Annotated in this window: 27 protein-coding genes; 10 read left to right on the forward strand and 17 right to left on the reverse strand. The window is 71.9% G+C overall.

From position 1 onward, the window contains the following. Positions 1-4: 4 nt before the first annotated feature. Together AB0J57_RS32745 and AB0J57_RS32750 are read right to left on the reverse strand one after the other, a co-directional pair. Positions 5-844, reverse strand: coding sequence for an alpha/beta hydrolase (locus AB0J57_RS32745; RefSeq protein ID WP_366132026.1), 840 nt, complete (start codon positions 842-844; stop codon positions 5-7). A gap of 44 nt (positions 845-888) precedes the next feature. Continuing rightward, positions 889-1,752 (reverse strand): aminoglycoside phosphotransferase family protein, encoded by an 864-nt coding sequence (locus AB0J57_RS32750; RefSeq protein ID WP_366132027.1) that lies wholly within the window; start codon positions 1,750-1,752, stop codon positions 889-891. 280 nt (positions 1,753-2,032) lie between these two features. On the opposite strand from AB0J57_RS32750, the gene AB0J57_RS32755 reads away from it, so the two are divergent. The 8 genes from AB0J57_RS32755 to AB0J57_RS32790 all read left to right on the forward strand — a co-directional run bounded on the left by AB0J57_RS32755 (position 2,033) and on the right by AB0J57_RS32790 (position 9,471). Continuing rightward, complete coding sequence (locus tag AB0J57_RS32755; RefSeq protein WP_366132103.1) at positions 2,033-2,899, forward strand: sugar ABC transporter permease; 867 nt, start codon at positions 2,033-2,035, stop codon at positions 2,897-2,899. Then, on the forward strand, positions 2,896-3,738 hold the full coding sequence (locus AB0J57_RS32760; RefSeq protein ID WP_366132028.1) for a carbohydrate ABC transporter permease: 843 nt from the start codon (positions 2,896-2,898) through the stop codon (positions 3,736-3,738). Before AB0J57_RS32755 ends, AB0J57_RS32760 begins: the two co-directional genes overlap by 4 nt. Further along, positions 3,738-5,036 carry an extracellular solute-binding protein gene (locus tag AB0J57_RS32765; protein ID WP_366132029.1) on the forward strand — a complete coding sequence of 433 codons (1,299 nt, stop codon included), beginning with the start codon at positions 3,738-3,740 and terminating at the stop codon, positions 5,034-5,036. The genes AB0J57_RS32760 and AB0J57_RS32765 overlap by 1 nt, the downstream gene beginning before the upstream one ends. 53 nt (positions 5,037-5,089) lie before the next feature. Then, positions 5,090-5,215, forward strand: coding sequence for a hypothetical protein (locus tag AB0J57_RS32770; RefSeq protein ID WP_366132030.1), 126 nt, complete (start codon positions 5,090-5,092; stop codon positions 5,213-5,215). 125 nt (positions 5,216-5,340) lie between these two features. After that, positions 5,341-6,162, forward strand: coding sequence for an ErmE/ErmH/ErmO/ErmR family 23S rRNA (adenine(2058)-N(6))-methyltransferase (gene erm / locus AB0J57_RS32775; protein WP_366132031.1), 822 nt, complete (start codon positions 5,341-5,343; stop codon positions 6,160-6,162). 36 nt (positions 6,163-6,198) lie between these two features. After that, positions 6,199-7,407: a macrolide-inactivating glycosyltransferase gene (gene mgt, locus AB0J57_RS32780; RefSeq protein WP_366132032.1), complete on the forward strand. Its 1,209-nt coding sequence runs from the start codon at positions 6,199-6,201 to the stop codon at positions 7,405-7,407. Between the two features lie 238 nt (positions 7,408-7,645). Next, positions 7,646-8,845, forward strand: coding sequence for a S8 family peptidase (locus tag AB0J57_RS32785; protein WP_366132033.1), 1,200 nt, complete (start codon positions 7,646-7,648; stop codon positions 8,843-8,845). 74 nt (positions 8,846-8,919) lie between these two features. Next, positions 8,920-9,471 (forward strand): DUF1697 domain-containing protein, encoded by a 552-nt coding sequence (locus AB0J57_RS32790; protein WP_366132034.1) that lies wholly within the window; start codon positions 8,920-8,922, stop codon positions 9,469-9,471. A gap of 13 nt (positions 9,472-9,484) precedes the next feature. Here the strand turns inward: AB0J57_RS32790 and AB0J57_RS32795 are convergent, their stop codons facing one another. The 14 genes from AB0J57_RS32795 to AB0J57_RS32860 form a co-directional block, all read right to left on the reverse strand. Beyond that, complete coding sequence (locus AB0J57_RS32795; protein WP_366132035.1) at positions 9,485-10,222, reverse strand: sirohydrochlorin chelatase; 738 nt, start codon at positions 10,220-10,222, stop codon at positions 9,485-9,487. A gap of 8 nt (positions 10,223-10,230) precedes the next feature. Further along, positions 10,231-11,121, reverse strand: a complete 891-nt coding sequence (locus tag AB0J57_RS32800) for an ABC transporter permease (RefSeq protein ID WP_366132036.1) — start codon at positions 11,119-11,121, stop codon at positions 10,231-10,233. After that, positions 11,108-11,905 (reverse strand): ABC transporter ATP-binding protein, encoded by a 798-nt coding sequence (locus AB0J57_RS32805; RefSeq protein ID WP_366132037.1) that lies wholly within the window; start codon positions 11,903-11,905, stop codon positions 11,108-11,110. The genes AB0J57_RS32800 and AB0J57_RS32805 overlap by 14 nt, the downstream gene beginning before the upstream one ends. A gap of 37 nt (positions 11,906-11,942) precedes the next feature. After that, positions 11,943-13,052 carry an aliphatic sulfonate ABC transporter substrate-binding protein gene (locus AB0J57_RS32810; protein ID WP_366132038.1) on the reverse strand — a complete coding sequence of 370 codons (1,110 nt, stop codon included), beginning with the start codon at positions 13,050-13,052 and terminating at the stop codon, positions 11,943-11,945. Between the two features lie 212 nt (positions 13,053-13,264). Beyond that, a complete protein-coding gene (locus tag AB0J57_RS32815; RefSeq protein WP_366132039.1) occupies positions 13,265-14,605 on the reverse strand; it encodes a GTP-binding protein in 1,341 nt (446 codons plus the stop codon). Between the two features lie 2 nt (positions 14,606-14,607). Then, the gene (gene cysD / locus AB0J57_RS32820; RefSeq protein WP_366132040.1) at positions 14,608-15,543 is read right to left on the reverse strand and encodes a sulfate adenylyltransferase subunit CysD; all 936 of its coding nucleotides are present in this window, start codon (positions 15,541-15,543) and stop codon (positions 14,608-14,610) included. After that, the gene (cysC, locus tag AB0J57_RS32825; RefSeq protein WP_084899471.1) at positions 15,540-16,097 is read right to left on the reverse strand and encodes an adenylyl-sulfate kinase; all 558 of its coding nucleotides are present in this window, start codon (positions 16,095-16,097) and stop codon (positions 15,540-15,542) included. The genes cysD and cysC overlap by 4 nt, the downstream gene beginning before the upstream one ends. Next, complete coding sequence (locus tag AB0J57_RS32830) at positions 16,097-16,798, reverse strand: phosphoadenylyl-sulfate reductase (protein ID WP_366132041.1); 702 nt, start codon at positions 16,796-16,798, stop codon at positions 16,097-16,099. Before AB0J57_RS32830 ends, cysC begins: the two co-directional genes overlap by 1 nt. Beyond that, the gene (locus tag AB0J57_RS32835; protein WP_366132042.1) at positions 16,795-16,974 is read right to left on the reverse strand and encodes a hypothetical protein; all 180 of its coding nucleotides are present in this window, start codon (positions 16,972-16,974) and stop codon (positions 16,795-16,797) included. The genes AB0J57_RS32830 and AB0J57_RS32835 overlap by 4 nt, the downstream gene beginning before the upstream one ends. Further along, positions 16,971-18,668 (reverse strand): nitrite/sulfite reductase, encoded by a 1,698-nt coding sequence (locus tag AB0J57_RS32840; protein WP_366132043.1) that lies wholly within the window; start codon positions 18,666-18,668, stop codon positions 16,971-16,973. The genes AB0J57_RS32835 and AB0J57_RS32840 overlap by 4 nt, the downstream gene beginning before the upstream one ends. A gap of 125 nt (positions 18,669-18,793) precedes the next feature. Continuing rightward, positions 18,794-18,877: a putative leader peptide gene (locus tag AB0J57_RS32845; RefSeq protein ID WP_312846103.1), complete on the reverse strand. Its 84-nt coding sequence runs from the start codon at positions 18,875-18,877 to the stop codon at positions 18,794-18,796. A 157-nt stretch (positions 18,878-19,034) separates the two neighbouring features. Next, positions 19,035-19,604, reverse strand: a complete 570-nt coding sequence (locus AB0J57_RS32850) for a GNAT family N-acetyltransferase (protein ID WP_366132044.1) — start codon at positions 19,602-19,604, stop codon at positions 19,035-19,037. A gap of 41 nt (positions 19,605-19,645) precedes the next feature. Further along, positions 19,646-20,950, reverse strand: coding sequence for a GAF domain-containing protein (locus tag AB0J57_RS32855; protein ID WP_366132045.1), 1,305 nt, complete (start codon positions 20,948-20,950; stop codon positions 19,646-19,648). Positions 20,951-21,337: 387 nt separating this feature from the next. Continuing rightward, on the reverse strand, positions 21,338-22,975 hold the full coding sequence (locus AB0J57_RS32860) for an acyl-CoA dehydrogenase family protein (protein ID WP_366132046.1): 1,638 nt from the start codon (positions 22,973-22,975) through the stop codon (positions 21,338-21,340). Positions 22,976-22,992: 17 nt separating this feature from the next. Here AB0J57_RS32860 and AB0J57_RS32865 point away from each other — a divergent pair, with 17 nt between their 5' ends. Together AB0J57_RS32865 and AB0J57_RS32870 are read left to right on the forward strand one after the other, a co-directional pair. Beyond that, positions 22,993-24,201, forward strand: a complete 1,209-nt coding sequence (locus AB0J57_RS32865; RefSeq protein ID WP_366132047.1) for a YhjD/YihY/BrkB family envelope integrity protein — start codon at positions 22,993-22,995, stop codon at positions 24,199-24,201. 10 nt (positions 24,202-24,211) lie between these two features. Beyond that, a complete protein-coding gene (locus AB0J57_RS32870) occupies positions 24,212-24,952 on the forward strand; it encodes a helix-turn-helix domain-containing protein (RefSeq protein WP_366132048.1) in 741 nt (246 codons plus the stop codon). Here AB0J57_RS32870 and AB0J57_RS32875 read toward each other — a convergent pair. Beyond that, positions 24,892-25,302, reverse strand: a complete 411-nt coding sequence (locus AB0J57_RS32875) for a VOC family protein (protein WP_366132049.1) — start codon at positions 25,300-25,302, stop codon at positions 24,892-24,894. The two genes, AB0J57_RS32870 and AB0J57_RS32875, sit on opposite strands and share 61 nt — an antisense overlap. Position 25,303: the final 1 nt, after the last annotated feature.

Genomic DNA, 25,303 nt, shown 5'->3' on the forward strand with positions numbered 1-25,303 from the left:
CCCGTCAGGGCTTCGGCGGGCGGCCGTGCTCGGCGAAGAAGTCGAGCAGCAGCGCGTTCACCCGGTCCGGAGCGTCCAACTGGAGCCAGTGGCCGGCGCCCTCGATCCGCTCGTAGCGCCACGAGCCGTCCACGTACTTCTCCGTGCCGGTCATCGACCGCTCGGTGAGGAACCGGTCACCGCTGCTCCACACCCCCAGCACCGGGCCGCGCAGCGACGGCAGCGGCGGCAGCGGGCCGAACATCGCCTCGGGCGGCAGCCCCATGCGGTACACCGCCAGCGCGGACGTGAGCGCACCCGGCTCGCGCATCCGCTCCACCGCCTCGTCCCGGTCCGGGTGCTCGGCGAGCATCTCGCGGAGGTTCGCGAAGTCGTCCCGGGACAGCCAGTCCTCGGCGAGCCCCTCGATCTGGAACAACTGCATGTACCAGGACGCCTGACGCTGCTCCCAGCCCGCCGCCAGGTGCGCGCCGAGGTTGCCCACGGACAGCAGGGACAGGGTCGCCACGCGGTCCGGCGCGGCGAGGGACAGGCCCTGGGCGATGCCCGACCCCCAGTCGTGCCCCACCAGGTGGACGCAGCCGATGTCCAGCCGGTCCAGCAGCTCCAGCAGATCGGCCACCGAGCGGGCCGGGTCGTACGCCTCGGTGCCCTCCGGCCGGTCGGAGGCGCCGAAGCCGCGCAGGTCGGGCGCGATCGTGCGGTACCCGGCCGCGTTCAGGGCCCGCACCTGGTGGCGCCAGAGGTCGTGGGTGTCCGGGAAGCCGTGCACCAGCAGGACGGGGTCCCGGCCGGTCGCACTGTCCTGGACCTCCAGGGTCACCTCGCTGAGTTCCACCCGCATGTCAATCCTCCCGTTGGCGAACGGAGTTCATGATGTCAGGGATGTCAGAAGGGGTACCAGCGCACCCCCGGGTCGCCCTCCCGCAGCGACGCCACCCGGCGGCGGAACTCGGCCAGCGCGTTGGGGTTCGACGGCGCGTGCTGGGCCACCCAGGCGCAGCTCGCCGTCTCCCGGGCGCCGCGCAGCACCGTGCAGCCCTCCCACTCGCGCACGTCCCAGCCGTACGCCTCGGTGAACGCGTCATGGGCCGCCGGGCCGAGGCCGTAGCGGTCCCGGGAGAGCGCCAGGACGACCAGGTCGTGCTCCCGCAGGTCCGCCGAGAAGGTCTCCAGGTCGACCAGGACCGGTCCGTCCGGGCCGACGTGCACATTGCGCGGCAGCGCGTCGCCGTGGATCGGGCCGGGCGTCAGGTGCGGTGTGAGCGCGGCCGCCGCCTCGGCGAACCCGTCCCGGCGCTCGCGCAGGAACGCCGCGTCCGCCGGGTCGATCGCGTCGCCCGCGAGCCGCAGCCAGCGCTCCACGCCGCCCAGCAGGTCACGGCGCGGCAGCGGGAAGGGAGGCTCCGGGAGGGCGTGGACCAGACGCAGCAGCGGGGCGAGGTCCCGTGGCTCCGGCGGGCGTACGGCCCCGGGCAGCCGGTGCCAGACCGTCACCGGGTGCCCCTCCACCAGGCGGGGCTTGGGCTCGGCCGCCCGTACGGCGGGGACCCCGGACTCGGCCAGCCAGGAGGCGACGGCCACCTCGCGCTCGGCCCGCTCCAGCAGTTCCGCGTCCCGGCCGATCTTCACGACCAGGTCGCCGACGGCGAAGACGGCGTTCTCGCCGAGGGCCAGCAGCTCCACCCCGGAGGTCGACCCGCTTGCCAGTCCGGCGGCGGCCAGGACCTCCCGTGCCAGCGCCTCGTCCATCCGTCCGTCCCTCCCGCGCATGTGCCCCTGTCGGCAACCACGAGCGCACCACCCGCCGGACAGCAACCACCGAGCCCCCGGCCCAGGACGTCCACGACGAACGGCGCTCGGGAAAGTCTCGCATCCGTGCAGGCACGCTTGACGAACCGACGACCCGTCAGGACGATGACGCCAGGCCGGCCCAACTTCACAAAGGGGACTGACCGTGACATTGGTGACCGCACCTGAGCGGGCCGGCGGGAGAGCCGGGGGACCGGCGCACCGGCCGGCGCACCGGCCGATGGATCACGGGGCCTGGTTCCTCGTCCTGCCCGCGCTGCTCCCGATCCTCGTCCTCAGCGTCGGCCCGCTGCTCTACGGCATCGCCCTGGCCTTCACCGACGCCCAGTCCGGGCGCACCCGGGCCACCCAGTGGACCGGCACGCTCAACTTCCAGGACCTGCTGCACGACACGCTCTTCTGGGAGTCGTTCCGGATCGGCCTGCTCTGGGCGGTCGGCGTCACCGTGCCCCAGTTCCTGCTGGCCCTCGGGCTGGCCCTGCTGCTCAACCAGAACCTCCGCTTCCGCTGGCTGGCGCGGGCCCTGGCGATCATCCCGTGGGCGATGCCCGAGGTGGTCGTCGGCATCATGTGGCGGCTCGTCTACAACCCGGACGCGGGCATCCTCAACGAGACCCTCCGCGACCTCGGACTCGGCGACGGGCGGGACTGGCTCACCTCCCTCGCCACCGCGCTGCCCGCCGTGATCCTCGTCGGCATCTGGGCCGGCATGCCGCAGACCACGGTCGCCCTCCTCGCCGGGCTCCAGAACACACCGCGGGAGCTCCACGAGGCCGCCGCCCTCGACGGCGCCGGGGCGTGGCGCCGCTTCCGTACCGTCACCTGGCCCGCCCTCAAACCGGTCGCGCTCGCCATCACGGCGCTCAACCTCATCTGGAACTTCAACTCCTTCGCGCTGGTGTACGTACTCACCAGCGGCGGGCCCGGCGGCCGCACCCGCCTGCCGATGCTCTTCGCGTACGAAGAGGCGTTCCGGTACGGGCAGTTCGGCTACGCGGCGGCCATGGGCTGCGTGATGGTCGCCGTCGTCTCCGTACTCCTCGCCTTCCACCTGGTGGCCCGGCTGAAGGGAGGCGAGGACCAGTGAGCGGTCTTCGCACCAGTGGCCCCGCGCGGGCCGGTCAGTACCTCGCGCTCGTCGCGTACCTGGCCTTCCTCGCCCTGCCCTTCCTTTGGCTGGTCTCCACCGCCTTCAAACCGGCCCGGGAGCTGGGCTCCCTGCACCCCACCTGGATCCCGGAGGACGCCACCCTCGCCAACTTCCGGCAGGCCTTCGACGAGCAGCCCCTCCTCCAGGCCGCCGCCAACAGCCTGATCGCCGCACTCTGTGCCGTCCTGGTCGCCGTCGCCATCGCCACACCCATGGCCTACGTGATGGCCCGCCACCGCGGCAGGCTCTCGGCCGCGGCGACCGGGTGGGTCGTGGTGAGCCAGGCGTTCCCCTTCGTCCTGGTGATCATCCCGCTCTTCCTGATCCTGAAGAACCTGCATCTGATCAACACCCTCTCCGGCCTGATCCTGGTGTACGTCGTGTGGTCGCTGCCGTTCGCGCTGTGGATGCTGACCGGCTACGTACGCGCGGTGCCGGCCGAGCTGGAGGAGGCCGCCGCCGTCGACGGGGCGGGCCGGCTCCGTACGCTCGTCTCGGTGACGGCGCCGCTGCTCGCCCCCGGCATCGTGGCCACCGCGCTCTTCGCGTTCATCACCGCGTGGAACGAGTTCTTCTTCGCGCTCGTCCTGCTCAAGACCCCGGAGAAGCAGACCTTGCCGGTCGTCCTCACCCACTTCCTCGGCGCGGAGGGGGTCGCGGACCTCGGGCCGCTCGCCGCGGCCGCGTTCCTCGCCACCCTCCCTTCCCTCGTCGTCTTCGCGGTCATCCAGAAGCGGATCACGGGCGGCATGATGGCCGGGGCGGTGAAGTCCTGATGCGCGCGCGCCTGGCCGGGGTCCTGGCCGTCGTCTTCGCACTGCTACTGGCCGGCTGCACCGGGGACGGTGACGGCGGCCGCCCGACCGGGAAGACCGTGCTGCGGTTCCAGTCCCTGGCGTGGCAGAAGGAGTCGGTCGACGCCAACAAGGAACTGGTCGCGGAGTGGAACGCCGCTCACCCCGACATCCGGGTCGAATACGTCCAGGGAAGCTGGGACAGCGTCCACGACCAGCTCCTCACCTCCTTCGAGGGCGGCGAGGCGCCCGACATCATCCACGACGCCTCCGACGACCTCGCCGACTTCGCGTACGGCGGTTACCTCGCCGACCTGCGCCCGCTGCTGTCCGCCCGGCTCAAGGCCGACATCCCGGCGGCGAGCTGGGAGACGACGACCTTTGGCGACGGGGTGTACGGCGTGCCGTTCCTCCAGGAACCGCGCGTCATCATGGCGAACAAGAAGATCCTGGAGTCCTCGGGCGTCCGCATCCCGACCCCGGAAAGGCCCTGGACGTGGCCGGAGTTCCGGCAGGTCGCCCGCGAACTGACGGCGACGATGGGGAAGGGGAAGTACGCCGTCGCCTGGCCGCTGAAGGAGCCGGTCTCCGTCTCCCTCAACCTCGGCCTGTCGGCGGGCGGCCAACTCTTCCACCGAAGCGGTGACGGCAAGGTCCGCATCCGGTTCGAAGACGGCGACGCCGTCATGCCCGGCACCGTCCACGCCCAGATCAACACCGACCGCACCGCGCCGCGCGCCACGCTGGGCATGGGCGGCTCCGACACGCTCCCCGGCCTCTTCGGCGGCAAGTACGCGATGGTTCCGCTCGGCTTCTCCTACCGCCAGCAGATCGTGCAGCAGGCGCCGGAAGGGTTCGAGTGGATGGTGCTGCCCGCGCCCGCCGGGGCGGGCGGCCTGGCGCAGGGCGTGAGTCCGCAGACGCTGTCGATCGCCGAGGACAGCCCGTACAAGGAGGAAGCCGCGCGGTTCATCGACTTCCTCCTCCAGCCGCCCAACATGGTGCGCCTCGCGCGCGGCGACTGGATGCTCCCGACCGGTAGGGCGGCGCTCGGGGACCCCTCGCTGCACACCGCGAAGGACGGCTGGGCGACCGGCGCCGCGCTGGCCGGGAACCTCCGGCCGGCCCCGGCGCAGTCGGTGCGCGGGTACCCGGAGTGGAAGGACAAGGTCGCCACACCCGCCTTCCAGGAGTACTACAGCGGCGCCATCGACGCCGCCGAGCTGGAAAGCCGCCTCGTCGACGACGGAAACCTGGTGTTGGCTCGCTACCAGCGCTGATGGGCCGGAAATCCCGTTGCCCGGGGCGAGACGGTTCGTCCAGCATGGGAGCCATGTGCAGCGCTTCCATGGCCATCGGGTCCATCACCGGTCACCACCGGGGCTGCGCGCACGCCATGCGGCTGCGCCGCGGCCCCGGAGCCCTGACCGGCCCGGGGAACCACGCCTGCCGACGGTGACGACACCGTCCTCCCGGACACCGTCCTCCCGGACACCGTCCTCCTGAGCGTCCCCGCACCACGCCGTCTCCGGTCAGGGCCTTCGTCTGCCCGTATGCCCGTCACGGAGACAAGGACCGCAGGCCATGGCCCGCACCACACCCATCCCTTCGCAGGCTCGCCGACGCGCGCTGTCACAACGCGCGCGGTCACAACGCGAGCTGTCACAGAACTTCCTCGCCCCCTCCTCCACCGTGCCCGCCCGCCTCGTGCGGGCCGCACGCCCCCACCCCGGCCGGCTGCTGCTCGAAGTGGGCGCCGGGCAAGGGGTGCTGACCGCCGCCTTCGCCCCGTACGTCACGGAGTTGCGGGCGTACGAGATCGACGACCGGCTGCTGCCGGGGCTGCGCGCCCGGTTCGCCGGCGAGGCCGGGGTACGGGTGGTGGCCGGGGACTTCCTCGCCGTCCGGCCGCCGCGCGAACCGTTCGCCGTCGTCGGCAACGTCCCCTTCTCCCGCACCGCCGCCATCGTCGACTGGTGCCTGGGCGCGCCCGCGCTCACCGACGCGACGCTGATCACCCAGCTCGAGTACGCCCGCAAGCGCACCGGCGACTTCGGGCGCTGGTCACGGCTGACGGTCACTCAGTGGCCCTGGTTCTCCTGGGCGTTTCTCGGCCGCATCGGGCGCCGGGAGTTCCGGCCCGTGCCGCGGGTGGACGCCGGAATCCTGCGCGTCGAGCGGCGGGCCAGGCCGCTGCTGCCGCCGGGCGAGGCGGCCGCGTACCGGCGGCTCGTCGAGGCGGGCTTCGGGGGAGTGGGCGGCTCGGTGTACGCGTCGCTGCGCCGGGAGGGGCACTCGGCGCGGCGGCTGGAGCGGGCGTTCGGGGCGGCGGGGCTGGACCGGTCGGTCGTGGTCGCCCATGTACCGCCGGAGGGGTGGCTCGCGCTGCACCGGGCACTCCTCTAATTGGACGATACGTATCGTCTCGCTTAGTCTAGGGGCATGAACGCCGTAGATCGTGCCCATATCGCCATGTTCTCCATCGCCGCCCACGGGCACGTCAATCCGAGCATCGAAGTGATCCGGGAGCTCGTCGCCCGTGGGCACCGCGTCAGTTACGCGATCCCCGCCTCCTTCGCGGACAAGGTCGCCGCGGCCGGCGCGGAGCCCGTCATCTACACCTCGACGCTCCCGGCGGAGGAGGACCCGGAGGCGTGGGGGACCGAGCTGATCGACAACATCGAGCCATTCCTGGACGACGCCATCCAGGCACTGCCCCAGCTCGCGGCGGCCTTCGAGGGCGACGAGCCGGACCTGGTCCTCCACGACACCGCCGCCTATCCGGCACCCGTCCTCGCCCACCGCTGGGGCGTGCCCGCCGTCTCGCTGTGGCCCCACCTGGTCCCCTGGGAGGGGTACGAGGAGGAGGTCGCCGAGCCGATGTACGCCGACCTCAAGGCGTCCGAGCGCGGCAAGGCGTACTACGCGCGGTTCGAGGCGTGGCTCGAGGAGAACGGGATCGACACCCACCCCGACCGGCTGATCGCCCGTCCCCGCAAGGCCGTCGTGCTCATCCCCAAGGCGCTCCAGCCGAACGCCGACCGGGTCGACGAGTCCGTCTACACCTTCGTCGGCGCCTGCCAGGGTGACCGGAGCGACCAGGGGGAGTGGCGGCGGCCGGCCGGCGCCGAGAAGGTCCTGCTGGTCTCGCTCGGCTCGACGTTCACCAAGCAGCCGGAGTTCTATCGCCGTTGCGTCGAGGCCTTCGGCGACCTGCCCGGCTGGCACGTCGTGCTCCAGATCGGCAAGTACGTCGACCCCGCCGAGCTCGGGGACCTGCCCGCCAACGTCGAAGCGCACCGCTGGGTACCGCAGTTGGCGATCCTCCGGCAGGCGGACGCGTTCATCACGCACGCGGGCGCGGGCGGCAGTCAGGAGGGTCTCGCCACCGGTACGCCGATGGTCGCCGTCCCGCAGGCCGTCGACCAGTTCGGCAACGCCGACATGCTGGCCTCGCTCGGCGTCGCCCGCCACCTCCCGATGGCCGACGCCACGGCCGATGCCCTGCGGGCGGCGGTGCTGGAGCTGGCCGGTGACCCGGAGGTGGCCCGGCGGGCGGAGGAGATCCGGCGGCGGATGGCGGCCGAGGGCGGCACGAAGCGGGCGGTGGAGCTGATCGAGGCGGACCTTCCGGTGCGGCGCGGCCGCTGATACCGACTCCTCCCGGGAAGAGGCGTGGCGTGTCCATTTGGGGCACGCCACGCCTCATTGTCCGTTGAGTAACCTCATGGGCGATTTGTTATTACGGAACCTTGTTGAGTAAGTCACAGCTATGTGAAGGCCTTGATCTGCGCGCATCAATCGACCAGGGTTTCGAACCAACCCCGGAAGATCTTTCGTCCGGCGGTCAATCCCCCCACACATATTGATGACGAGGAGACCCCTCTTCATGACAACTCACAAGCGCGCACGTGGAGTTCGGCTCATCGCCGCCACAACCGTCGTCGCCGGCCTCACCGCTTTCGGTGCGGCCCACGCCGGTGCCGCACCCGCCCCCGCGCCCGCCGAAGGCACGGTCTACGGCCTCGGCGCCGAAGGTGCCGTCTCCGGCAGCTACATCGTGCTGCTGGACGAGAAGGCGGACAAGGAGAAGCTCGCCGAGGAGTACGGCGGCACGCTCCAGCGCAGCTACAGCTCGGCCGTCAACGGCTTCTCCGCGAACGGGCTTTCGCAGACCGAGGCCAAGCGGCTGGCGGCCGACCCGGCCGTCGCCAAGGTCGTCCAGAACAAGAAGTTCAGCATCAACGCCACCCAGGACAACCCGCCGTCCTGGGGCCTCGACCGCGTCGACCAGGCCGACACCGCCGGCGACAGCAAGTACACCTACCCCGACAACGCGGGCGAGGGCGTCACCGCGTACGTCATCGACACCGGCGTACGCATCGGGCACAAGGACTTCGAGGGCCGGGCGGTCTCCGGCTTCGACGCCGTCGACAACGACAACGATGCCAGCGACGGCAACGGCCACGGCACCCACGTCGCCGGCACCATCGCCGGCGCCGCGCACGGTGTCGCCAAGAAGGCGAAGATCGTCGCCGTCCGCGTGCTCGACGACAACGGCTCCGGCACCACCGAGCAGGTCGTCGCGGGCATCGACTGGGTCACCAAGAACCACCAGGGCCCGTCCGTCGCCAACATGAGCCTGGGCGGCGGCGCCGACCCGGCCCTCGACGAGGCCGTCAAGAAGGCCATCGCCTCCGGTGTCACCTTCGGTGTCGCCGCCGGCAACGAGTCGAGCGACGCCGGACAGGGCTCCCCGGCCCGCGTCCAGGAGGCGATCACCGTCGCCTCCTCCACCAAGGACGACCAGCAGTCGGACTTCTCCAACTACGGCTCGGTCGTGGACATCTACGCCCCCGGCTCGGACATCACCTCGGCCTGGAACGACAGCGACGAGGGAACCAAGACCATATCCGGTACGTCCATGGCGACGCCCCACGTCGTCGGCGCCGCCGCCGTCTACCTGGCGGGCCACAAGGACGCCACCCCGGAGCAGGTCGCCAAGGCCCTCACCGACGGCGCCACGCCCGACAAGATCTCCAACCCCACCCAGGGCACGCCCAACAAGCTGCTGAAGATCGTCGAGTAGCCCACCGGACCCCCCTGACCGGCGGCCGCCGTGCCCTCCCCCACGGGGCACGGCGGCCGTCCTATCGTGTGACCATGACGACGAGGTACGCCGCCCTGCTGCGCGGAATCAATGTCGGCGGCCACAAGAAGGTCCCGATGGCACAGTTGCGCACGCTGCTGACCGAACTGGGGCACACCGACGTCACGACGTACCTCCAGAGCGGGAACGCCGTCTTCACCAGCGCCTCCGGCGCCGACGAGGACACCCTGGCCGCCGAGCTGGCGGCGGCCATCGAGAAGCGCTTCGGCTTCGGCGTCGACTGCCTGGTCCGCGGCGGACCGTACCTGCGCGCCGTCGCCGACGCCTGCCCCTTCCCGGCGGCCGAGCTGGAGGCGAAGCAGCTCCACGTCACCTACTTCTCCCGGCCCGTCACACCGGACCGGTTCGCCGGGCTCGACCAGGCCGCGTTCCTCCCGGAGGAGTTCCGGCTCGGCGACCGGGCCCTGTACCTGTACGCCCCCGACGGGCTCGGCCGCTCCCAACTGGCCGACGTCCTCTCACGCCCCGCCCTCCTCAAGGGCATCATCGCCACCACCCGCAACTGGAACACCGTCGTCCGACTGGTGGAGCTGACCCGTGACTGAGCTGGGCCGGAACCTAGGCCGCCGCCGCCCGCTCCTCGGCGCGGCACGCCTCGTCGTACCGCTCCAGCAGCAGCCGCGCCAGCTCCGGGGAGGGGCCCAGCACGTCCGCGAGGACGTCCGCCCCGGCAGCGCCCTCGGCGATACGGTCCGGAAGGCGGCCGGGCGCGATGACGTACGGGGCGACCGCCACCCGGCGCACGCCATCGGCGCGCAGCGCCCGTACCGCGTCCGCCGTTCGCGGGAGAGATGCGGAGGCGAACGCAGGCCGCACGGCGCACCAACCGGTGTGCCGCAGCTCCCGCGCCATTTCAGCGATCACTGCGATCGCCTCCGGGTCGGTGGAGCCCGCCGAGGCCAGGACGACCCCGGTCGAGCGCTTGTCGGCGGGCGTGAGCCCCGCCTCGTACAGCCGCCGCTCCAGCGCCGCGATCAGCAGCGGCGACGGCCCCAGGACGGGAGCCTGCCGGATCCGCAAGCACGGGGGCGCCTCCCGCAGCACGGCCGGGATGTCCGCCTTGGCGTGGAACGCGCGGGTCAGCAGCAGCGGCAGGGCGACCACGTCGCGTACGCCCTCGGACGCCAGCCGCTCCAGCACCCCCGCCACCGACGGCACGTTGAAGTCCAGGAACGCCGTCTCCACCCGTACGCCGGGGCGCAGCGCGGCCGCACGCCGCACCAGGGCGTGCACGGTCGCGGCGTGCCGCGGGTCGCGGCTGCCGTGGGCGATGACGAGCAGGACGGGACGGTTCATGGCGCGGCTCAGCTCTTCACCAGCAGACCGCGGCTGCGCAGCACCGACCGCTCCAGCGGGCTGAAGACCAGCAGGTCGATGGCGATGCCGACGATCAGGATCAGGATGATCGCCAGGAAGATGCCCGGCATGTCGATGTTGTTGCGGCCGTTCTCCAGCAACTGGCCGAGGCCGAGCCCCAGTTCCGGCGAGGACGCGATGATCTCCGCCGCCATCAGCGAGCGCCACGAGAACGCCCAGCCCTGCTTCAGCCCCGCCAGGTAGCCCGGCAGCGCCGCCGGCATCACGATGTGCCGCGCCCCCCGCAGCCCGGTCGCGCCGAGCGTCCGGCCCGCCCGCAGGAACAGCGGCGGCACCTGGTCGACGCCCGCCACCAGCCCGTTGGCGATCGACGGCACGGCGCCCAGCAGGATCACCGTGTACATCATCGAGTCGTTGAGGCCCAGCCACAGCACCGCGGGCGGCACCCACGCCACCGACGGCAGCGACTGGAGCCCGGACAGGACCGGGCCGATCGCCGCCCGCACGAACTTCACCCGGGCGACCAGCAGGCCCAGCGGCGTACCGATGGCCAGCGCCATCAGGAAGCCGAGCAGGGCCCGCGACACGCTCGTCCACAGCACGTCGAACAGCGTGCCCTGGAGCCACATCTGCTCCAGGCTGTCCCACACGGCGGACGGCGCGGGCAGCTTGTACTCGTCGGTGACCTTCGCCCAGACCAGGAGCTGCCACACCACCAGCACCAGCGCGACGGCGACCAGCGGCGGCAGCACCTTCTTGAGCAGCACCTCGCGCACCGGGGTGCGGGTCACCTGGACGGTTTCGAGGGCGTCCAGGCCCGCCTCCAGACCGGCCAGGTCGTCCGTCTTGGCGCCGGTGGTCGTATCAGTGCTGGCCATGACGGCGGATCTCCCCACGCAGTTCTTCGGTGATCTCGACGGACAGCTCCGCCACGGCGGCGTCCTCGATACGGCGCGGCTGCTCGATGTCCACGGTCCACTCACGGGCGATCCGCCCCGGCCGCGACGACAGCAGCACCACGCGCTGGGCCAGCCGCACGGCCTCGCGCACATTGTGGGTGACGAACAGGACGGAGACGTTCGTCTCGCTCCAGATCCGGGTCAGCTCACCGTGCAGCACGTCCCGCGTGATGGCGTCCAGCGCCGCGAACGGCTCGTCCATCAGCAGCAGATCGCTGTCCTGCGCCAGCGCCCGCGCCATCGCGACGCGCTGCCGCATACCGCCCGACAGCTCGTGCACCCGCTTCCCGTACGCGCCGCCCAGACGCACGAGCTCCAGCAGCCGCTCCGCCTCGCCGCGCCGCTCGCCGCGCGGGACACCGCGCAGCCGCAGCGCCAGCTCGATGTTCTTGCCCGCCGTCAGCCACGGGAACAGCGCGTGCTCCTGGAACATCAGCGCCGGCCGGCCGCCCGGCGTGTCGATCGACCCCGCCGTCGGCCGGTCGAGCCCGGCGACCAGGTTGAGCAGCGTGGACTTGCCGCAGCCGGAGGCGCCCAGGAGCGTGACGAACTCGCCCGGCGCGACGTCGAGCGAGATGTCGTCGAGCACGAGCTGCCGCCCGCCGGGGCCGGCGAAGGACTTCGAGACGTGCTCGATCCGGGCGGCGTGCGTGTGCGTGGTGACCGCGGCACGGTCCTCGGCCTTGGCGATCGTGGTGGCCATGGTCGTCACCTCCTGAGCGTGATCCAGCGGGTACGGGTTACTTGGCGCCGAGTCCGGCGTCGGTGACCTCGGGCTTGCCCTCGGCCTTGAGGACCTTGTTGAGCGGCCTCACGTCGTAGATGCCGGTCAGGTCGGGCTCCTCCAGCAGCCCCGACTTCACCGCGTGGTCCGCCTGCGCCCGGAGCGTGGCGGCCAGCGGGTCGTCGGTGAACCGCAGCGACGGCCACGCCGCGTCGATCACCTCGTCGGGCAGCGGCTTGCCGCTGAGCGCCTCGAGCCTGGCGTTCGCGGACGCCTTCGCCTTCTCGGGGTTGGCGTTGATCCACGCGTTGGTCTTCACCGAGCCGCGCAGCACCGCCTCGACGACGTCCGGGTGCTCGGCGAGGAACCGCTGCGACACGATGATGTTCGTGATCACGAACTTCCCGTCCGGCCACAGCGACGACTCGTCCAGCAGCACCTTCGCGCCCTCCGCGACCAGCTTGGACGCGGTCGGCTCCGGCACCCACGCACCGTCGATGGAGCCGGACTTGTAGGCGTTCGGAGCCACCTTGTTGTCGGTGCGGACCACGGAGACGTCGCCCTTGCCGCTCTGCGGGTCGACCTTCCAGCCCTGCTCCGCGACCCAGTTGAGGAACGCCACGTCCTGGGTGTTGCCGAGCTGCGGCGTCGCGATCTTCTTGCCCTTGACGTCCGCCACGGTCTTGATCTTGTCCGGGTTGACGACCAGTTGCACCCCGCCCGACGCCGAGCCGCCGATGATCCGGAGGTTCTCGCCCTTGGACTTGACGAAGCCGTTGATCGCGGGGGAGGGGCCGATGAAACCGATGTCGATCGAGTTCGCGTTGAGCGCCTCGATCTCGGTCGGCCCGGCGTTGAAGGACGACACCTTGAGCTGGGTGCCGCCCAGCTCCTTCTGGAAGATGCCCTCCTGGTCACCCACCAGGGCGGTGGCGTGCGTCAGGTTCGGGAAGTACCCGATCCGCACCTCGTCGGCCGACAGTTGCGCGCCCTTCGCCTGCGGCCGGGTGTCCTTCACCGCCTGGGAGCCGTAGCCGCATGACGCCAGGGCGCCGATGAGCAGCGGCAGCGCGGCGACGGCGGCGAGACCGCGGCGCAGGGCGGTGGTGCGGGACGTGGCAGGCACGGGAGGGTTCCTCTCGTCGGCCCGGCTCCACGCCCCCTGGTCGTCAGGGTCGCGGTGGCCGGGAGGTCGGCGGATGCGGGTCTTCGGCGGTACGGGTCGGGCGGGTGCGCGTCATCGGACACATCGCGCGACACCCCCGGTCCCCGCGCCGAGGGCCCCGCTGCCGACCCGGCCGCCCTCCTTGGCGAAGGTGGCGTAGACGTCTGTCGTCATCAGAAGTCCCAGCCGTCCTCGTCCTCCTGCACCACGACGGCCTTGGCCGAGGCGAAGGACTCGCCGGCCATGCCGGCCGCGAGGGTGGTGCCGTCCGACGGGTCGATGAGCAGGAACGAACCGGTACGGCGCGAGTCGGCGTACGTGTCGAGCGCCAGCGGCTCCGCGGTGCGCACCACGACCCGGCCGATGTCGTTGGCGACGAGCTGCCCGGGCGACGGGTGCTGGGACAGGTCGTCCAGCGTCAGCCGGGACGGGATGTCCTTGACGATCGCCTTGACCGTACGGGTGGTGTGCTTCAGCAGCACCCGCTGCCCGACGCTCAGCGGCTGGTCCGCCACGTGGCACACCGTCGCCACCACGTCCTGGGTGGTCGCCGGGGCGTCGGCGGCCGGGGCGATCAGGTCGCCGCGCGAGATGTCGATGTCGTCGGCCAGCCGGATCGTCACCGACTGCGGCGCCCAGGCGATGTCGACGGACTCGCCGAGCGCGTCGATCGCGCTGATGGTGCTGGTACGCCCGGACGGCAGCACGGTGACCCGCTCGCCGACGCGGAAGGCACCGGCCGCGATCTGACCCGCGTACCCCCGGTAGTCCGGGTGCTCGGCCGTCTGCGGACGGATCACGTACTGCACCGGGAACCGGGCGTGGCAGGCGGTCAGGTCGTGGCTGACCGGGACGGTCTCCAGGTGCTCCAGCACCGTCGGGCCGCCGTACCAGTCCATGTTCGCGGACGGCTCCACCACGTTGTCACCGGCCAGCGCCGAGATGGGGATCGCGGTGATCTCCGGGACGCCGAGCTCGGAGGCGTACGTGGTGAACTCCTCGGCGATCGCCGCGAAGACCGGCTCCGCGTAGTCGACGAGGTCCATCTTGTTCACGGCCAGCACCACGTGCGGGACGCGCAGCAGCGCGGCCACCGCGGCGTGCCGGCGGGTCTGCTCGACGACACCGTTGCGGGCGTCGACCAGGACCACGGCCAGCTCGGCGGTCGAGGCGCCGGTGACCATATTGCGGGTGTACTGCACATGGCCGGGCGTGTCGGCCAGGATGAACCGGCGCCGGGGCGTGGCGAAGTAGCGGTAGGCGACATCGATGGTGATGCCCTGCTCCCGCTCGGCCCGCAGGCCGTCGGTCAGCAGCGCCAGGTCCGGGGCGTCCTGGCCACGGCTCAGGGACGCGGCCTCGACGGCCTCCAGTTGGTCGGCCAGGACCGACTTGGAGTCGTGCAGCAGCCGGCCCACCAGCGTGGACTTGCCGTCGTCGACCGAACCGGCGGTCGCGAAACGCAGCAGGGTGGTGGCCGACAGGTCGGCGAGCTGCTCGCTCGTGGTGCTCATGTCTAGAAGTACCCTTCGCGCTTGCGGTCTTCCATCGCGGCCTCGGACAGCTTGTCGTCGGCGCGGGTGGCGCCCCGCTCGGTGAGCCGGGACGCGGCGATCTCGGCGATCACGGCCTGGAGCGTGGTGGCGTCGGAGTCGACGGCACCGGTGCAGGACATGTCGCCGACGGTGCGGTAGCGGATCATCCGCTTCTCCACCGGCTCGGTGTCCTTGGGGCCGCCCCACTCACCGGCCGTCAGCCACATGCCGTTGCGGGAGAACACCTCACGCTCGTGCGCGAAGTAGATCTGCGGCAGCTCGATGCCCTCGCGCTCGATGTACTGCCACACGTCCAGCTCGGTCCAGTTGGACAGCGGGAACACGCGCACGTGCTCACCGGGCGCGTGCCGGCCGTTGTAGAGCTGCCACAGCTCGGGCCGCTGCCGGCGCGGGTCCCACTGCGAGAACTCGTCGCGCAGCGAGAACACCCGCTCCTTCGCCCGCGCCTTCTCCTCGTCGCGCCGCCCGCCGCCGAACACGGCGTCGAAACGGTGCTCCTGGATGGCCTCGGTCAGCGGCACGGTCTGCAACGGGTTGCGGGTGCCGTCCGGGCGCTCCTTGAGGACGCCCCGGTCGATGTAGTCCTGCACGGACGCCACGTGCAGGCGCAGCCCGTACTTCTCGACCGTACGGTCGCGGTACTCGATGACCTCGGGGAAGTTGTGCCCGGTGTCGACGTGCAGCAGCGAGAACGGGATGGCGGCCGGGGCGAACGCCTTCAGCGCCAGGTGCAGCATGACGATCGAGTCCTTGCCGCCGGAGAACAGGATCACCGGCCGCTCGAACTCACCCGCCACCTCGCGGAAGATGTGCACCGCCTCGGACTCCAGGGAGTCCAGGTGCGACAGCGCGAACGGGCTGTCGGTCTCCTCGTGAACATTGGCCACGGTGGTCATGCCAGTCCCCTCTCGGTCAGCAGGGCGTGGACCGCCGCGGCGGACTCCTGCACGGTCTGGTTCTGGGACTCGATCCTGAGGTCCGGCGTCTCCGGCTCCTCGTACGGGTCGTCCACACCGGTCAGGCCGCTGATCTCGCCCGCGGCCTGCTTGGCGTACAGCCCCTTCACATCCCGTACGGAGCACACCTCCACCGGAGTGGCGACGTGCACCTCGACGTACGGAGTGCCTTCCTGCTGGTGGCGCTTGCGCACGGCCTCCCGGCTGTCCGCGTACGGGGCGATGACGGGCACCAGGACGTGCACACCGTTCGACGCCAGCAGCTCGGCGACGAAGCCGATCCGCTGCACGTTGGTGTGCCGGTCCTCGCGGCTGAATCCGAGGCCCGCCGAGAGGAACTCGCGGATCTCGTCACCGTCGAGCACCTCGACCCGGCGGCCCTCGGCACGCAGCCGGTCCGCCAGTTCGTAGGCGATCGTGGTCTTGCCGGCGCTCGGCAGCCCGGTGAGCCAGATGGTGGCCCCAGTCACGTTCTCTTCTCCCACAGTCGTCATCAGCCGTGCAGCCCGCACTCGGTCTTCGCCCGGCCCGCCCAGCGGCCGGCCCGTGCGTCCTGGCCCTCCAGCACGCGGCGCGTGCAGGGCGCGCAGCCGACGGAGGCGTACCCGTCCATCAGCAGCGGGTTGGTCAGGACGCCGTGCTCGGCGACGTACGCGTCGACGTCGTCCTGCGTCCAGCGGGCGATCGGCGAGATCTTGACCTTCTGCCGCTTCTCGTCCCAGCCGACGACCGGAGTGTTCGCCCGGGTCGGGGACTCGTCGCGGCGCAGCCCGGTCGCCCACGCGTCGTACGCGGTCAGGCCCTCTTCGAGGGGCTTGACCTTGCGCAGCGCGCAGCACAGGTCCGGGTCGCGGTCGTGCAGCTTCGGGCCGTACTCGGCGTCCTGCTCGGCCACCGTCTGGCGCGGCGTGAGGGTGATGACGTTGACGTCCATCACGGCCTCGACCGCGTCACGGGTCCCGATGGTCTCGGGGAAGTGGTAGCCGGTGTCGAGGAAGACGACGTCCACGCCCGGGAAGGCCCGGGAGGCGAGGTGGGCGACGACCGCGTCCTCCATGGAGGAGGTGACGCAGAAGCGCGGGCCGAAGGTGTCGGCCGCCCACTTCAGGATCTCCAGGGGCGACGCCTCCTCGAGGTCCCGGCCCGCCCGCTCGGCGAGCGCCTTGAGCTCTTCCTTGCTCTGAATCGCCGTCATATCGCTTCCCCTCCACCGTCGTTGCGCTGAAGTCCCCGGTTCAGCAGCCCGAGGAACTTCAACTGGAAGGCTCGATTGCATGCCGCGCATTCCCACGCGCCGTGGCCCTGCTCGCTGGGACGCAGGTCCTCGTCGCCGCAGTACGGGCAGTAGAAGGGCGCCGCACGCTCGCTCACGACAGGGCCTCCTCCGACGCGCGCGCCGCCCAAGTGGCGAAGCGCTCGCCGTCCTCGCGCTCCGCCTGGAAGCGCGTGAGGACCCGCTCGATGTAGTCGGGCAGCTCGGCGGAGGTGACCTTCAGGCCACGCACCTTGCGGCCGAAGCCCGCCTCCAGGCCGAGGGCGCCGCCGAGGTGGACCTGGTAGCCCTCCACCTGGTTGCCCTCGTCGTCGAGCACGAGCTGGCCCTTGAGACCGATGTCCGCCACCTGGATACGCGCGCAGGCGTTGGGGCAGCCGTTGATGTTGATGGTGATCGGCTCGTCGAAGTCCGGGATGCGGCGCTCCAGCTCGTCGATCAGCGACGCGCCGCGCGCCTTGGTCTCGACGATCGCCAGCTTGCAGAACTCGATGCCGGTGCAGGCCATCGTGCCGCGCCGGAACGGCGACGGCTTGACCTGGAGGTCCAGCGCCTCAAGGCCCGCGACCAGCGATTCGACCTGCGCCTCCTCGACGTCGAGGACGAGCATCTTCTGCTCGGCGGTGGTCCGCAGCCGGCCGGAGCCGTGCGCCGCCGCCACCTCGGCGATCTTGGTGAGCGTGGCGCCGTCGACGCGGCCGACGCGCGGCGCGAAGCCGACGTAGAACCGGCCGTCCTTCTGCCGGTGCACGCCCACGTGGTCACGCCACTGCTGGACGGGCTGCTCGGGCGCCGGGCCGTCGAGGAGCGGGCGCTTGAGGTACTCGTCCTCCAGCACCCGGCGGAACTTCTCGGCGCCCCAGTCGGCGACCAGGAACTTCAGGCGGGCGCGGTTGCGCAGCCGGCGGTACCCGTAGTCGCGGAAGATCGAGATGACGCCCTCGTAGACGTCCGGGACCTCGTCGAGCGGGACCCAGGCGCCGAGCCGCACACCGATCTTGGGGTTGGTGGACAGGCCGCCGCCGACCCAGAGGTCGAAGCCGGGGCCGTGCTCGGGGTGGTTCACGCCGACGAAGGCGATGTCGTTGATCTCGTGCGCCACGTCGAGCAGCGGGGAGCCGGAGATCGCCGACTTGAACTTGCGGGGCAGGTTGGAGAAGTCCTTGTTGCCCACGATCCGGCGGTGGATCTCATCGATGGCCGGGGTGCCGTCGATGATCTCGTCCTCGGCGATGCCGGCGACCGGCGAGCCGAGGATGACGCGCGGGGTGTCACCGCACGCCTCGGTCGTGGACAGGCCCACGGCCTCCAGGCGGTTCCAGATCTCGGGCACGTCCTCGATCCGGATCCAGTGGTACTGGACGTTCTGCCGGTCCGTGATGTCGGCGGTCCCGCGCGCGAACTCCTGCGAGATCTCACCGATGACCCGGAGCTGCTCGGTGGTCAGCCGCCCGCCGTCGATGCGGACGCGCAGCATGAAGTACTCGTCGTCCAGCTCCTCCGGCTCCAGGATCGCGGTCTTGCCGCCGTCGATCCCGGGCTTGCGCTGGGTGTAGAGGCCCCACCAGCGCATCCGGCCGCGCAGGTCGTTGGGGTCGATGGAGTCGAAGCCGGCCTTGGAGTAGATCGTCTCAATGCGTGTCCGTACGTTGAGACCGTCGTCGTCCTTCTTGAACTGCTCGTTGCCGTTGAGGGGCGTGAAGTGGCCCACGGCCCACTGACCCTCGCCACGGTGGCGCCCGGTCTTGCGACGGGCGGTGGCGGAGGCGGGCTTTTCCGGGGTGGCGGCCATGACGATACGTCCTTCGGGACTGCAGGAGGGCGGCTCTGACCTGCACACTCGCGCGCTGAGCAGGGGGTGGCGCGGCGGTGCGCTGGGGGTTCAGAAGTTCGGGGATCGCGGTGGTGCTGGTCTGATCAGCTCACCGGACAGATGGCGCTGGACATGCGGCCGAGGTCGACGTGCCGCCGACTCACCAAGGCAATTCCAGCTCGAGACATGACGGAAGCGTGCCATGGGACTTTGGACCCAGTCCAGGTTCGTCCACGATATGGACATAGGTGTCCCGCATCGTGGACGCGTGTGTTGTGGATCACTCGGATCCGGGCCGGCCCCCGCGCCCGGGGCGAGGGGGCCGACGGTCGAGCGGCCGGCCGCTCAGACGGTGCCCGCCCCCGGCCACGGCCCCGGGGCGGCCGTCTCCGGCTCCTCCGTCACCTTGGTGTCGAAGAGCCTGAAGCCACGACGCAGATAGTTGTCCATCGCGTGCTCCCCGTCCAGGGAGCAGGTGTGCAGCCACACCCGCTTCGTCGGCGCCCGACCCGGCCACCGCTCCGCCAGGTCCCAGGCGCGCGCCACACCGTACGACAGCAGGTGCCCGCCGATCCGCCGCCCCCGGAACGCCGGTATCAGCCCGAAGTAGATGATCTCCACGACCCCGTCGTCCTGCGGGTCCAGCTCCACGTACCCGGCCGGCGTCCCCCGGTCGTACGCCACCCACGTCTCGGCCCCGGGCCGCTCGACGATCTCCCGCCACTGGGCGTACGTCAGCCCGAGCCGGTCCGTCCAGCGGATGTCGCCGCCCACCGCCGTATAGAGGAACCGGCTGAACTCGGGCGAGGGCACCTCGGCGCGCACGATCCGGATGTCCCCGGAGGGCTCGGCGGCCGGACGCAGATCGCCGGGGGAGGTCTGTTCGAGGGACCAGGTGGTCACGGTGATGCTCATGCCCGTAAGGGAACCACGCGCCCGGCCGGCGGGGCGATCGGCTACCCCGCCCCCTCCTGACCCCGCGACGCGAGTACGGCCGGGGCCGTGGAGTGGGGGAGCAGGTCCGCCGGGTCCTCGGGGCGGACCACCTCCACCTCCACCTCCTCGCGGAAGCGGTACGGGCGGTGGTCCAGCACGCCCGCGAGAGTGCGGCGCACCCGGGACATCTCGGCCCGGACCGTCACCGTACGGGTGCGGTCGCCGAACACGTCGTACGCCAGCTCCGCGGCCGTACGGCCGGCCGGGTGCAGGGCCAGCAGGTACAGCAGCTCGGCGTGGCGCGGGCTCAGCTCCTGCGTCCAGCTCCCCGCCGCCCCCGACACCTCCAGCGACCAGCGGCGCGGCCGGCTCACGTCCAGCACCGCCCGGCTCGACGTGCCCGCCGCCCGCTCCTCCTCGTCCACCGGCCGCAGCAGCCACCCGCCGGGCAGCGGCTCCACCTCGCACGTGCCCAGCGACGGCAGCCACACCCGGCCCGCCCGGAACGACGCGGGCAGCGGCAGCCGGTCCACCGGCGGCATCCCGGTCACCCCCGCCAGCCAGCCGTGCGTGTCCACCGCCAGCGCCCTGCCGCCCACCCGGCACAGGATCGGCGCCGCCACGGCACGCAGTCGCGCCAGATCGGCGAAGTGCCGGTTGCGCAGCTCCGCCTCCGCCAGCCGGGCCACCGAACTCACCAGCATCAGCGTCGCCGGGTGCATCGTGGCCAGCGGACCGCTCACGTCCACCGCGCCGAGCAGTCGCCCGTCCCGTGGATCGGTGATCGGCGCGCCCGCGCACGTCCACGAGTGGTGCGTCGAGACGAAGTGCTCCGCCGAGTGCACCTGCACCGGGCGGCGGGTCACCAGCGCGGTGCCCACCCCGTTCGTCCCGACCGTCGTCTCCGTCCAGTCGGCACCCGGTTCGAACCCGTGCCCGTCCGCCTTCCGCAGCACGGCCGCACTGCCCTCGCGCCACAGCACCCGGCCCTCGGCGTCCGCCACGACCATGATGTGCTCCACCGCGTCGGACCCGGCCGAGCAGGACACCAGCCCCTCCCGCAGCACCGGCAGCAGCTCCGCCAGCGGCGAGGCGGCACGGCGCCGCTCGATCTCCCCCGGCGGCAGCAGCCCCGAACGGTGGTCCTTGTCCGGATCCACCCCCTTGCGCAGCATCCGCTGCCACGACTCGCGGATGTCGGCGCGCGGCGCCAGCGGGGACCGCCCGCCCTTCAGCGCCGCGTCCCGCACGCCCTTGAGCAGCAACGCCGCCTCGCGCGTGTCCATCGCGGCGAGCCGTGTCATGTCGACTGTGGCCTGACGCACCGGTCCTCCCCGCTGCCGCCCCGCCTGGTGGCTGGTACGTGTCACCCCATCCTCCTCTGCCCCCGCGGCGGTGCGCTCCGATATCGCCCACAACGCTGCAACCCTTTGCAACTCTCGCGCACGGCCGCGCGCCCGTACGAGAGTGGTAGGGCGACGGGATGGTGCCGTGTCGGCGCAGCACCATCCCAGCCGCTCTCCGGGCGCGGGCCGACTGGACACACGGCCCGCGCCCATCCCCTTTTTTAGGGCTCGGTTCTCCTCCGGGGCGCCTGAGCCTGTGTCGACGGTCGATCGTGCTCGACCCCCTCGTTCCTCGGGGGCCTCCGCGCGTTCTCCCTTTCGACACAGTCGCGCCCCTTCGGTTCACTCGCCGTAGGTTCCGGGGGTTCAGACCACCGCCCGCGCCCGCTCCACCACGCCCGTCAGGTCCAGGGTGTGCGGCAGCGTCCCGAAGGCCGAGCCCCAGTCCCCGCCCAGCCGCGAGGCGCAGAACGCGTCCGCGACCGCCGACGGCGCCCAGCGCACCAGCAGCGACCCCTGGAGTACCAGCGCCATCCGCTCCACCAGCCGCCGGGCCCGGGCCTCGATGCCGTCCAGGTCCGCCAGTTCGGCCAGCAGGTCCTTGATGGCCCCGTCCAGCCGGTGGTCCGCGCCGCGCGCCCGGCCGACCTCCTCCAGGAAGGCGTTCAGCGCCTGCGGCTCCCTCTGGAGCGCCCGCAGCACGTCCAGCGCCTGCACGTTGCCCGAGCCCTCCCAGATGGAGTTCAGCGGCGACTCACGCAGCAGCCGGGGCATCCCGGACTCCTCCACGTACCCGTTGCCGCCCAGGCACTCCAGCGCCTCCGCCGTCACCGGCGTACACCGCTTCGTCACCCAGTACTTGGCCGCCGGAACCGCGATCCGCAGGAACGCCTTCTCCTGCTCGCTGTCGGAGTCGTACGCGGCCGCCAGCCGCATCGCCAGCGTCGTCGCCGCCTCCGACTCCAGCGCCAGATCGGCCAGGACGTTGCGCATCAGCGGCTTCTCGATCAGCACGCCGCCGAACGCGCTGCGGTACGCGGCGTGGTGCACCGCCTGCGCCACCGCCTGCCGCATCAGCGCGGCCGAGCCGACCACACAGTCCAGCCGGGTCGCCGCCACCATCTCGATGATGGTGCGCACCCCGCGCCCCTCCTCACCGACCCGGCGCGCCCACGTGCCGTCGAACTCCACCTCGCTCGACGCGTTCGACCGGTTGCCGAGCTTGTCCTTCAGCCGCTGGATCCGGAACACATTCCGGTTACCGTCCTCCAGCACACGCGGCACCAGGAAGCACGTCAGGCCCCCGGGCGCCTGCGCCAGCACCAGGAAGGCATCGGACATGGGTGCCGAGCAGAACCACTTGTGCCCCGTCAGGACGTACTCCCCGTCCGCCTCCAGGGGAGTCGCGGCCGTCGTGTTCGCCCGTACGTCGCTGCCGCCCTGCTTCTCCGTCATGCCCATCCCGAAGAGCACACCGGTCTTGTCGGCGGCCGGCCGCAGCTCCTCGCCCTCGTAGATCTGGGACGTCAGCTTCGGCTCCCAGAAGGCCGCGAGCGCCGGGTCGGTGCGCAGCGCCGGGACGGCGGCGTGCGTCATCGACAGCGGGCAGCCGTGCCCCGCCTCCGTCTGCGTCCACACCAGGAACCCGGCGGCGCGCCGCACGTGACCGCCCGGCCGGCCCCAGGCGTTGGTGAGCCCGTTCGTCACCGCGTGGCCGAGCAGCCGGTGCCAGGCGGGGTGGAAGTCGACGTGGTCGATCCGGTGGCCGTACCGGTCGTGGGTGCGCAGCTTCGGCGGGTTCTCGTTGGCGAGGAACCCCCACTCCTGCGCCTGGGCGGACCCGGCGGTGGTGCCGAGCTTGGAGAGCTCCTGGCGGGCCTCGTCGAGGAGTTCGAGCGGAAGGTGACGCTCCACGGCCTCGGTCAGCGCATGATCGGCGGTGAAGACGTCGTACCCGACCAGGGGCGGAGGCTGGTTGGTCACTGTGTGGGTGGTGGTCGCCATGCGGATACGGTAAGGAGGTGCAGGCAGCAAATGAAACACCCCCGGGGCCTCCTCGGCCCCAGGGCAGACTCCACCGGGCCCGGGCCCTCTACCGCAACGTCTCGAAGCGGAGGATGGTCTGGCTGCTCCTGAAGGACACCGTCAATTCGTGCATCGAGTACCGGATCCTCGGCCTCGCCGCCGAGGCGGCGTTCTTCACCCTCCTGTCGCTGCCGCCCCTGATGCTCGGCCTCATCGGGCTCCTCGGCTACATCGACGAGTGGACGGACACCACCACCGTCGCCTCCATCGAGCGCAACATCCTCGGGGCGGTCGGCACGGTCCTGTCCGACCGGGGCGTCAACGAGATCGCCAAACCGCTGTTGGCCGACGTCACCCACGGCGGCCGCCCGGACATCATCTCGATCGGTTTCGCCATCGCGCTGTGGTCCGGCTCGCGGGCGGTGAACGTCTTCATCGACACCATCACCGTGATGTACGGCCTGGACGGCCACCGCGGCATCGTCGCCACCCGGCTGCTGGCCTTCCTGCTCTACATCGTCGCCCTGCTCATCGGCGCGGTCGTCCTGCCGCTGGCGGTGGTCGGCCCCGACCGGGTGGTGGAACTGGTGCCCTGGGGCACCGAGGTCGTCTCCGTCCTGTACTGGCCGGTCGTCATCCTGCTGTCCATCGCCTTCCTCACCACCCTCTACCACGTGTCCGTCCCGGTGCGCTCGCCCTGGATCGAGGACGTCCCCGGCGCGCTGGTGGCCCTCGCCATGTGGGTGCTCGGCAGCTTCCTGCTGCGCATCTACCTCACCAGCACGGTCGAGGGCCCGACGATCTACGGCTCGCTCGCCGCGCCCATCGCCGTCCTGCTCTGGATCGGCATCTCCGCCTTCGCGGTCCTGGTCGGCGCCGCGGTGAACGCGGCGATCGACCGCGTCTGGCCCGCCGCCACCACGGCGGCCGCCCGCGCCGAGAACGAACGCGCCCGCACGGCCGAGGCCGCGGCGCTGGTCGCGCGGGCCAAGGCGGCGGTCGAGGGCCTGGACGACGAGGACCCGGACATGCCGTCGGAGTTCCCCGAGCGCTGGTCGCGGTTCCTGCCGCCCGACGACGTGAAGTCCCGGCTGCACACCCCGAAGGAGAAGGAACGGGAACGCGACCGGGGCAAGGACAAGGACAGGGACAGGGAGAAGGACAGGGACAAGGACAGGGGCCGGGACGAGGGCGGCTCCGTCTAGCCTTGGACGGGTGTACGAGGAACGGCCCTCGCGGCTCGACGGCGCCGTTGTCTGGACCCGTACGGCCGTTACCGGCGGCGGGCCGGCGGCCCCCTTCTCCGTGCTGCCCGACGGCTGCATGGACCTGCTGTGGAGCGAGGGACGGCTGTACGTCGCCGGGCCCGACACCCGGGCGTACATCCCCGAGCACCCCGGCGCCCCTTACGCAGGCGTGCGCTTCGCCCCCGGGGACGCCCCCACGCTGCTCGGCGTCCCCGCCCACGAACTGCGCGACCGGCGCGTGGAGCTCGCCGCCCTGTGGCCGGGCGGCCGGGTGCGGCAGCTGGCCGAGCGGGTGGGGGAGGCCGCCGACCCGGCCGCCGCGCTGGAGGACCTGGCCCTGCGGTGCGCCGCCGACGCCCCGCGCCCCGACCCGCTGCTGCGGGCCGCCGTCGCGGGCCTGAACGCCGGGCTGACCGTCGCCCGGGCGGCCGAGGCCGTCGGGCTGGGCGCCCGGCAGTTGCACCGGCGGTCGCTGGACGCCTTCGGGTACGGGCCCAAGACGCTGGCCCGGGTGCTGCGGCTGCAACGCGCCCTCGCGCTCGTACGGGCGGGCGTGCCCTACGCGCGGGCGGCGGCCGAGGCGGGCTGCACCGACCAGGCGCACCTCGCGCGGGAGATGCGCGCCCTGGGCGGCACCACGCTGGGCGCCTACGCCCGGTCGGCGAACAGGGACACCCCGCAGCCGTCCGGATCCAGCACCACCGCGTAGCGCTGGCCCCACACCGCGTCCCACGGCTTCAGGTGGCCCCGGTGACCGGCCGCGACCAGCGCCTCGTAGGTCGCGTCGACCTCGGCGGGGCTCGCGCAGCGGAACGCCAGACCCACCCGGTCCCCGCCGCTCGGACGGGCCCAGTCCGGATCGAACGACCGGATCACCTCCTCGGTGTCCCACAGGACCCGCACGCCACCGGGCAGGGTGACCTCCACGTGCGGGGCGGATTCGGCCCCGGCCGGGATGTCCAGGCCGAGACGGCGGTAGAAGGCGAGGGAGGCGGCCATGTCGGCGACGACGAGGCCGATCCCGTCGAGCCGGGGTGCGGTGGTCCGTTCGGTAGTCATA

Origin of the sequence: Streptomyces sp. NPDC049837 (assembly GCF_040674455.1) — a bacterium.
Classification (GTDB): Bacteria; Actinomycetota; Actinomycetes; order Streptomycetales; family Streptomycetaceae; genus Streptomyces.

What these genes read in the sequence shown, in the direction of transcription:
- AB0J57_RS32745 (WP_366132026.1), bottom strand. Translation starts at nt 844, where the DNA reads ATGCGGGTGGAACTCAGCGAGGTGACCCTGGAGGTCCAGGACAGTGCG.
- AB0J57_RS32750 (WP_366132027.1), bottom strand. Translation starts at nt 1,752, where the DNA reads ATGGACGAGGCGCTGGCACGGGAGGTCCTGGCCGCCGCCGGACTGGCA.
- AB0J57_RS32755 (WP_366132103.1), top strand. Translation starts at nt 2,033, where the DNA reads ATGGATCACGGGGCCTGGTTCCTCGTCCTGCCCGCGCTGCTCCCGATC.
- AB0J57_RS32765 (WP_366132029.1), top strand. Translation starts at nt 3,738, where the DNA reads ATGCGCGCGCGCCTGGCCGGGGTCCTGGCCGTCGTCTTCGCACTGCTA.
- AB0J57_RS32770 (WP_366132030.1), top strand. Translation starts at nt 5,090, where the DNA reads ATGTGCAGCGCTTCCATGGCCATCGGGTCCATCACCGGTCACCACCGG.
- erm (WP_366132031.1), top strand. Translation starts at nt 5,341, where the DNA reads ATGGCCCGCACCACACCCATCCCTTCGCAGGCTCGCCGACGCGCGCTG.
- mgt (WP_366132032.1), top strand. Translation starts at nt 6,199, where the DNA reads ATGAACGCCGTAGATCGTGCCCATATCGCCATGTTCTCCATCGCCGCC.
- AB0J57_RS32785 (WP_366132033.1), top strand. Translation starts at nt 7,646, where the DNA reads ATGACAACTCACAAGCGCGCACGTGGAGTTCGGCTCATCGCCGCCACA.
- AB0J57_RS32790 (WP_366132034.1), top strand. Translation starts at nt 8,920, where the DNA reads ATGACGACGAGGTACGCCGCCCTGCTGCGCGGAATCAATGTCGGCGGC.
- AB0J57_RS32795 (WP_366132035.1), bottom strand. Translation starts at nt 10,222, where the DNA reads ATGAACCGTCCCGTCCTGCTCGTCATCGCCCACGGCAGCCGCGACCCG.
- AB0J57_RS32800 (WP_366132036.1), bottom strand. Translation starts at nt 11,121, where the DNA reads ATGGCCAGCACTGATACGACCACCGGCGCCAAGACGGACGACCTGGCC.
- AB0J57_RS32805 (WP_366132037.1), bottom strand. Translation starts at nt 11,905, where the DNA reads ATGGCCACCACGATCGCCAAGGCCGAGGACCGTGCCGCGGTCACCACG.
- AB0J57_RS32815 (WP_366132039.1), bottom strand. Translation starts at nt 14,605, where the DNA reads ATGAGCACCACGAGCGAGCAGCTCGCCGACCTGTCGGCCACCACCCTG.
- cysD (WP_366132040.1), bottom strand. Translation starts at nt 15,543, where the DNA reads ATGACCACCGTGGCCAATGTTCACGAGGAGACCGACAGCCCGTTCGCG.
- cysC (WP_084899471.1), bottom strand. Translation starts at nt 16,097, where the DNA reads ATGACGACTGTGGGAGAAGAGAACGTGACTGGGGCCACCATCTGGCTC.
- AB0J57_RS32830 (WP_366132041.1), bottom strand. Translation starts at nt 16,798, where the DNA reads ATGACGGCGATTCAGAGCAAGGAAGAGCTCAAGGCGCTCGCCGAGCGG.
- AB0J57_RS32840 (WP_366132043.1), bottom strand. Translation starts at nt 18,668, where the DNA reads ATGGCCGCCACCCCGGAAAAGCCCGCCTCCGCCACCGCCCGTCGCAAG.
- AB0J57_RS32845 (WP_312846103.1), bottom strand. Translation starts at nt 18,877, where the DNA reads ATGTCTCGAGCTGGAATTGCCTTGGTGAGTCGGCGGCACGTCGACCTC.
- AB0J57_RS32850 (WP_366132044.1), bottom strand. Translation starts at nt 19,604, where the DNA reads ATGAGCATCACCGTGACCACCTGGTCCCTCGAACAGACCTCCCCCGGC.
- AB0J57_RS32860 (WP_366132046.1), bottom strand. Translation starts at nt 22,975, where the DNA reads ATGGCGACCACCACCCACACAGTGACCAACCAGCCTCCGCCCCTGGTC.
- AB0J57_RS32875 (WP_366132049.1), bottom strand. Translation starts at nt 25,302, where the DNA reads ATGACTACCGAACGGACCACCGCACCCCGGCTCGACGGGATCGGCCTC.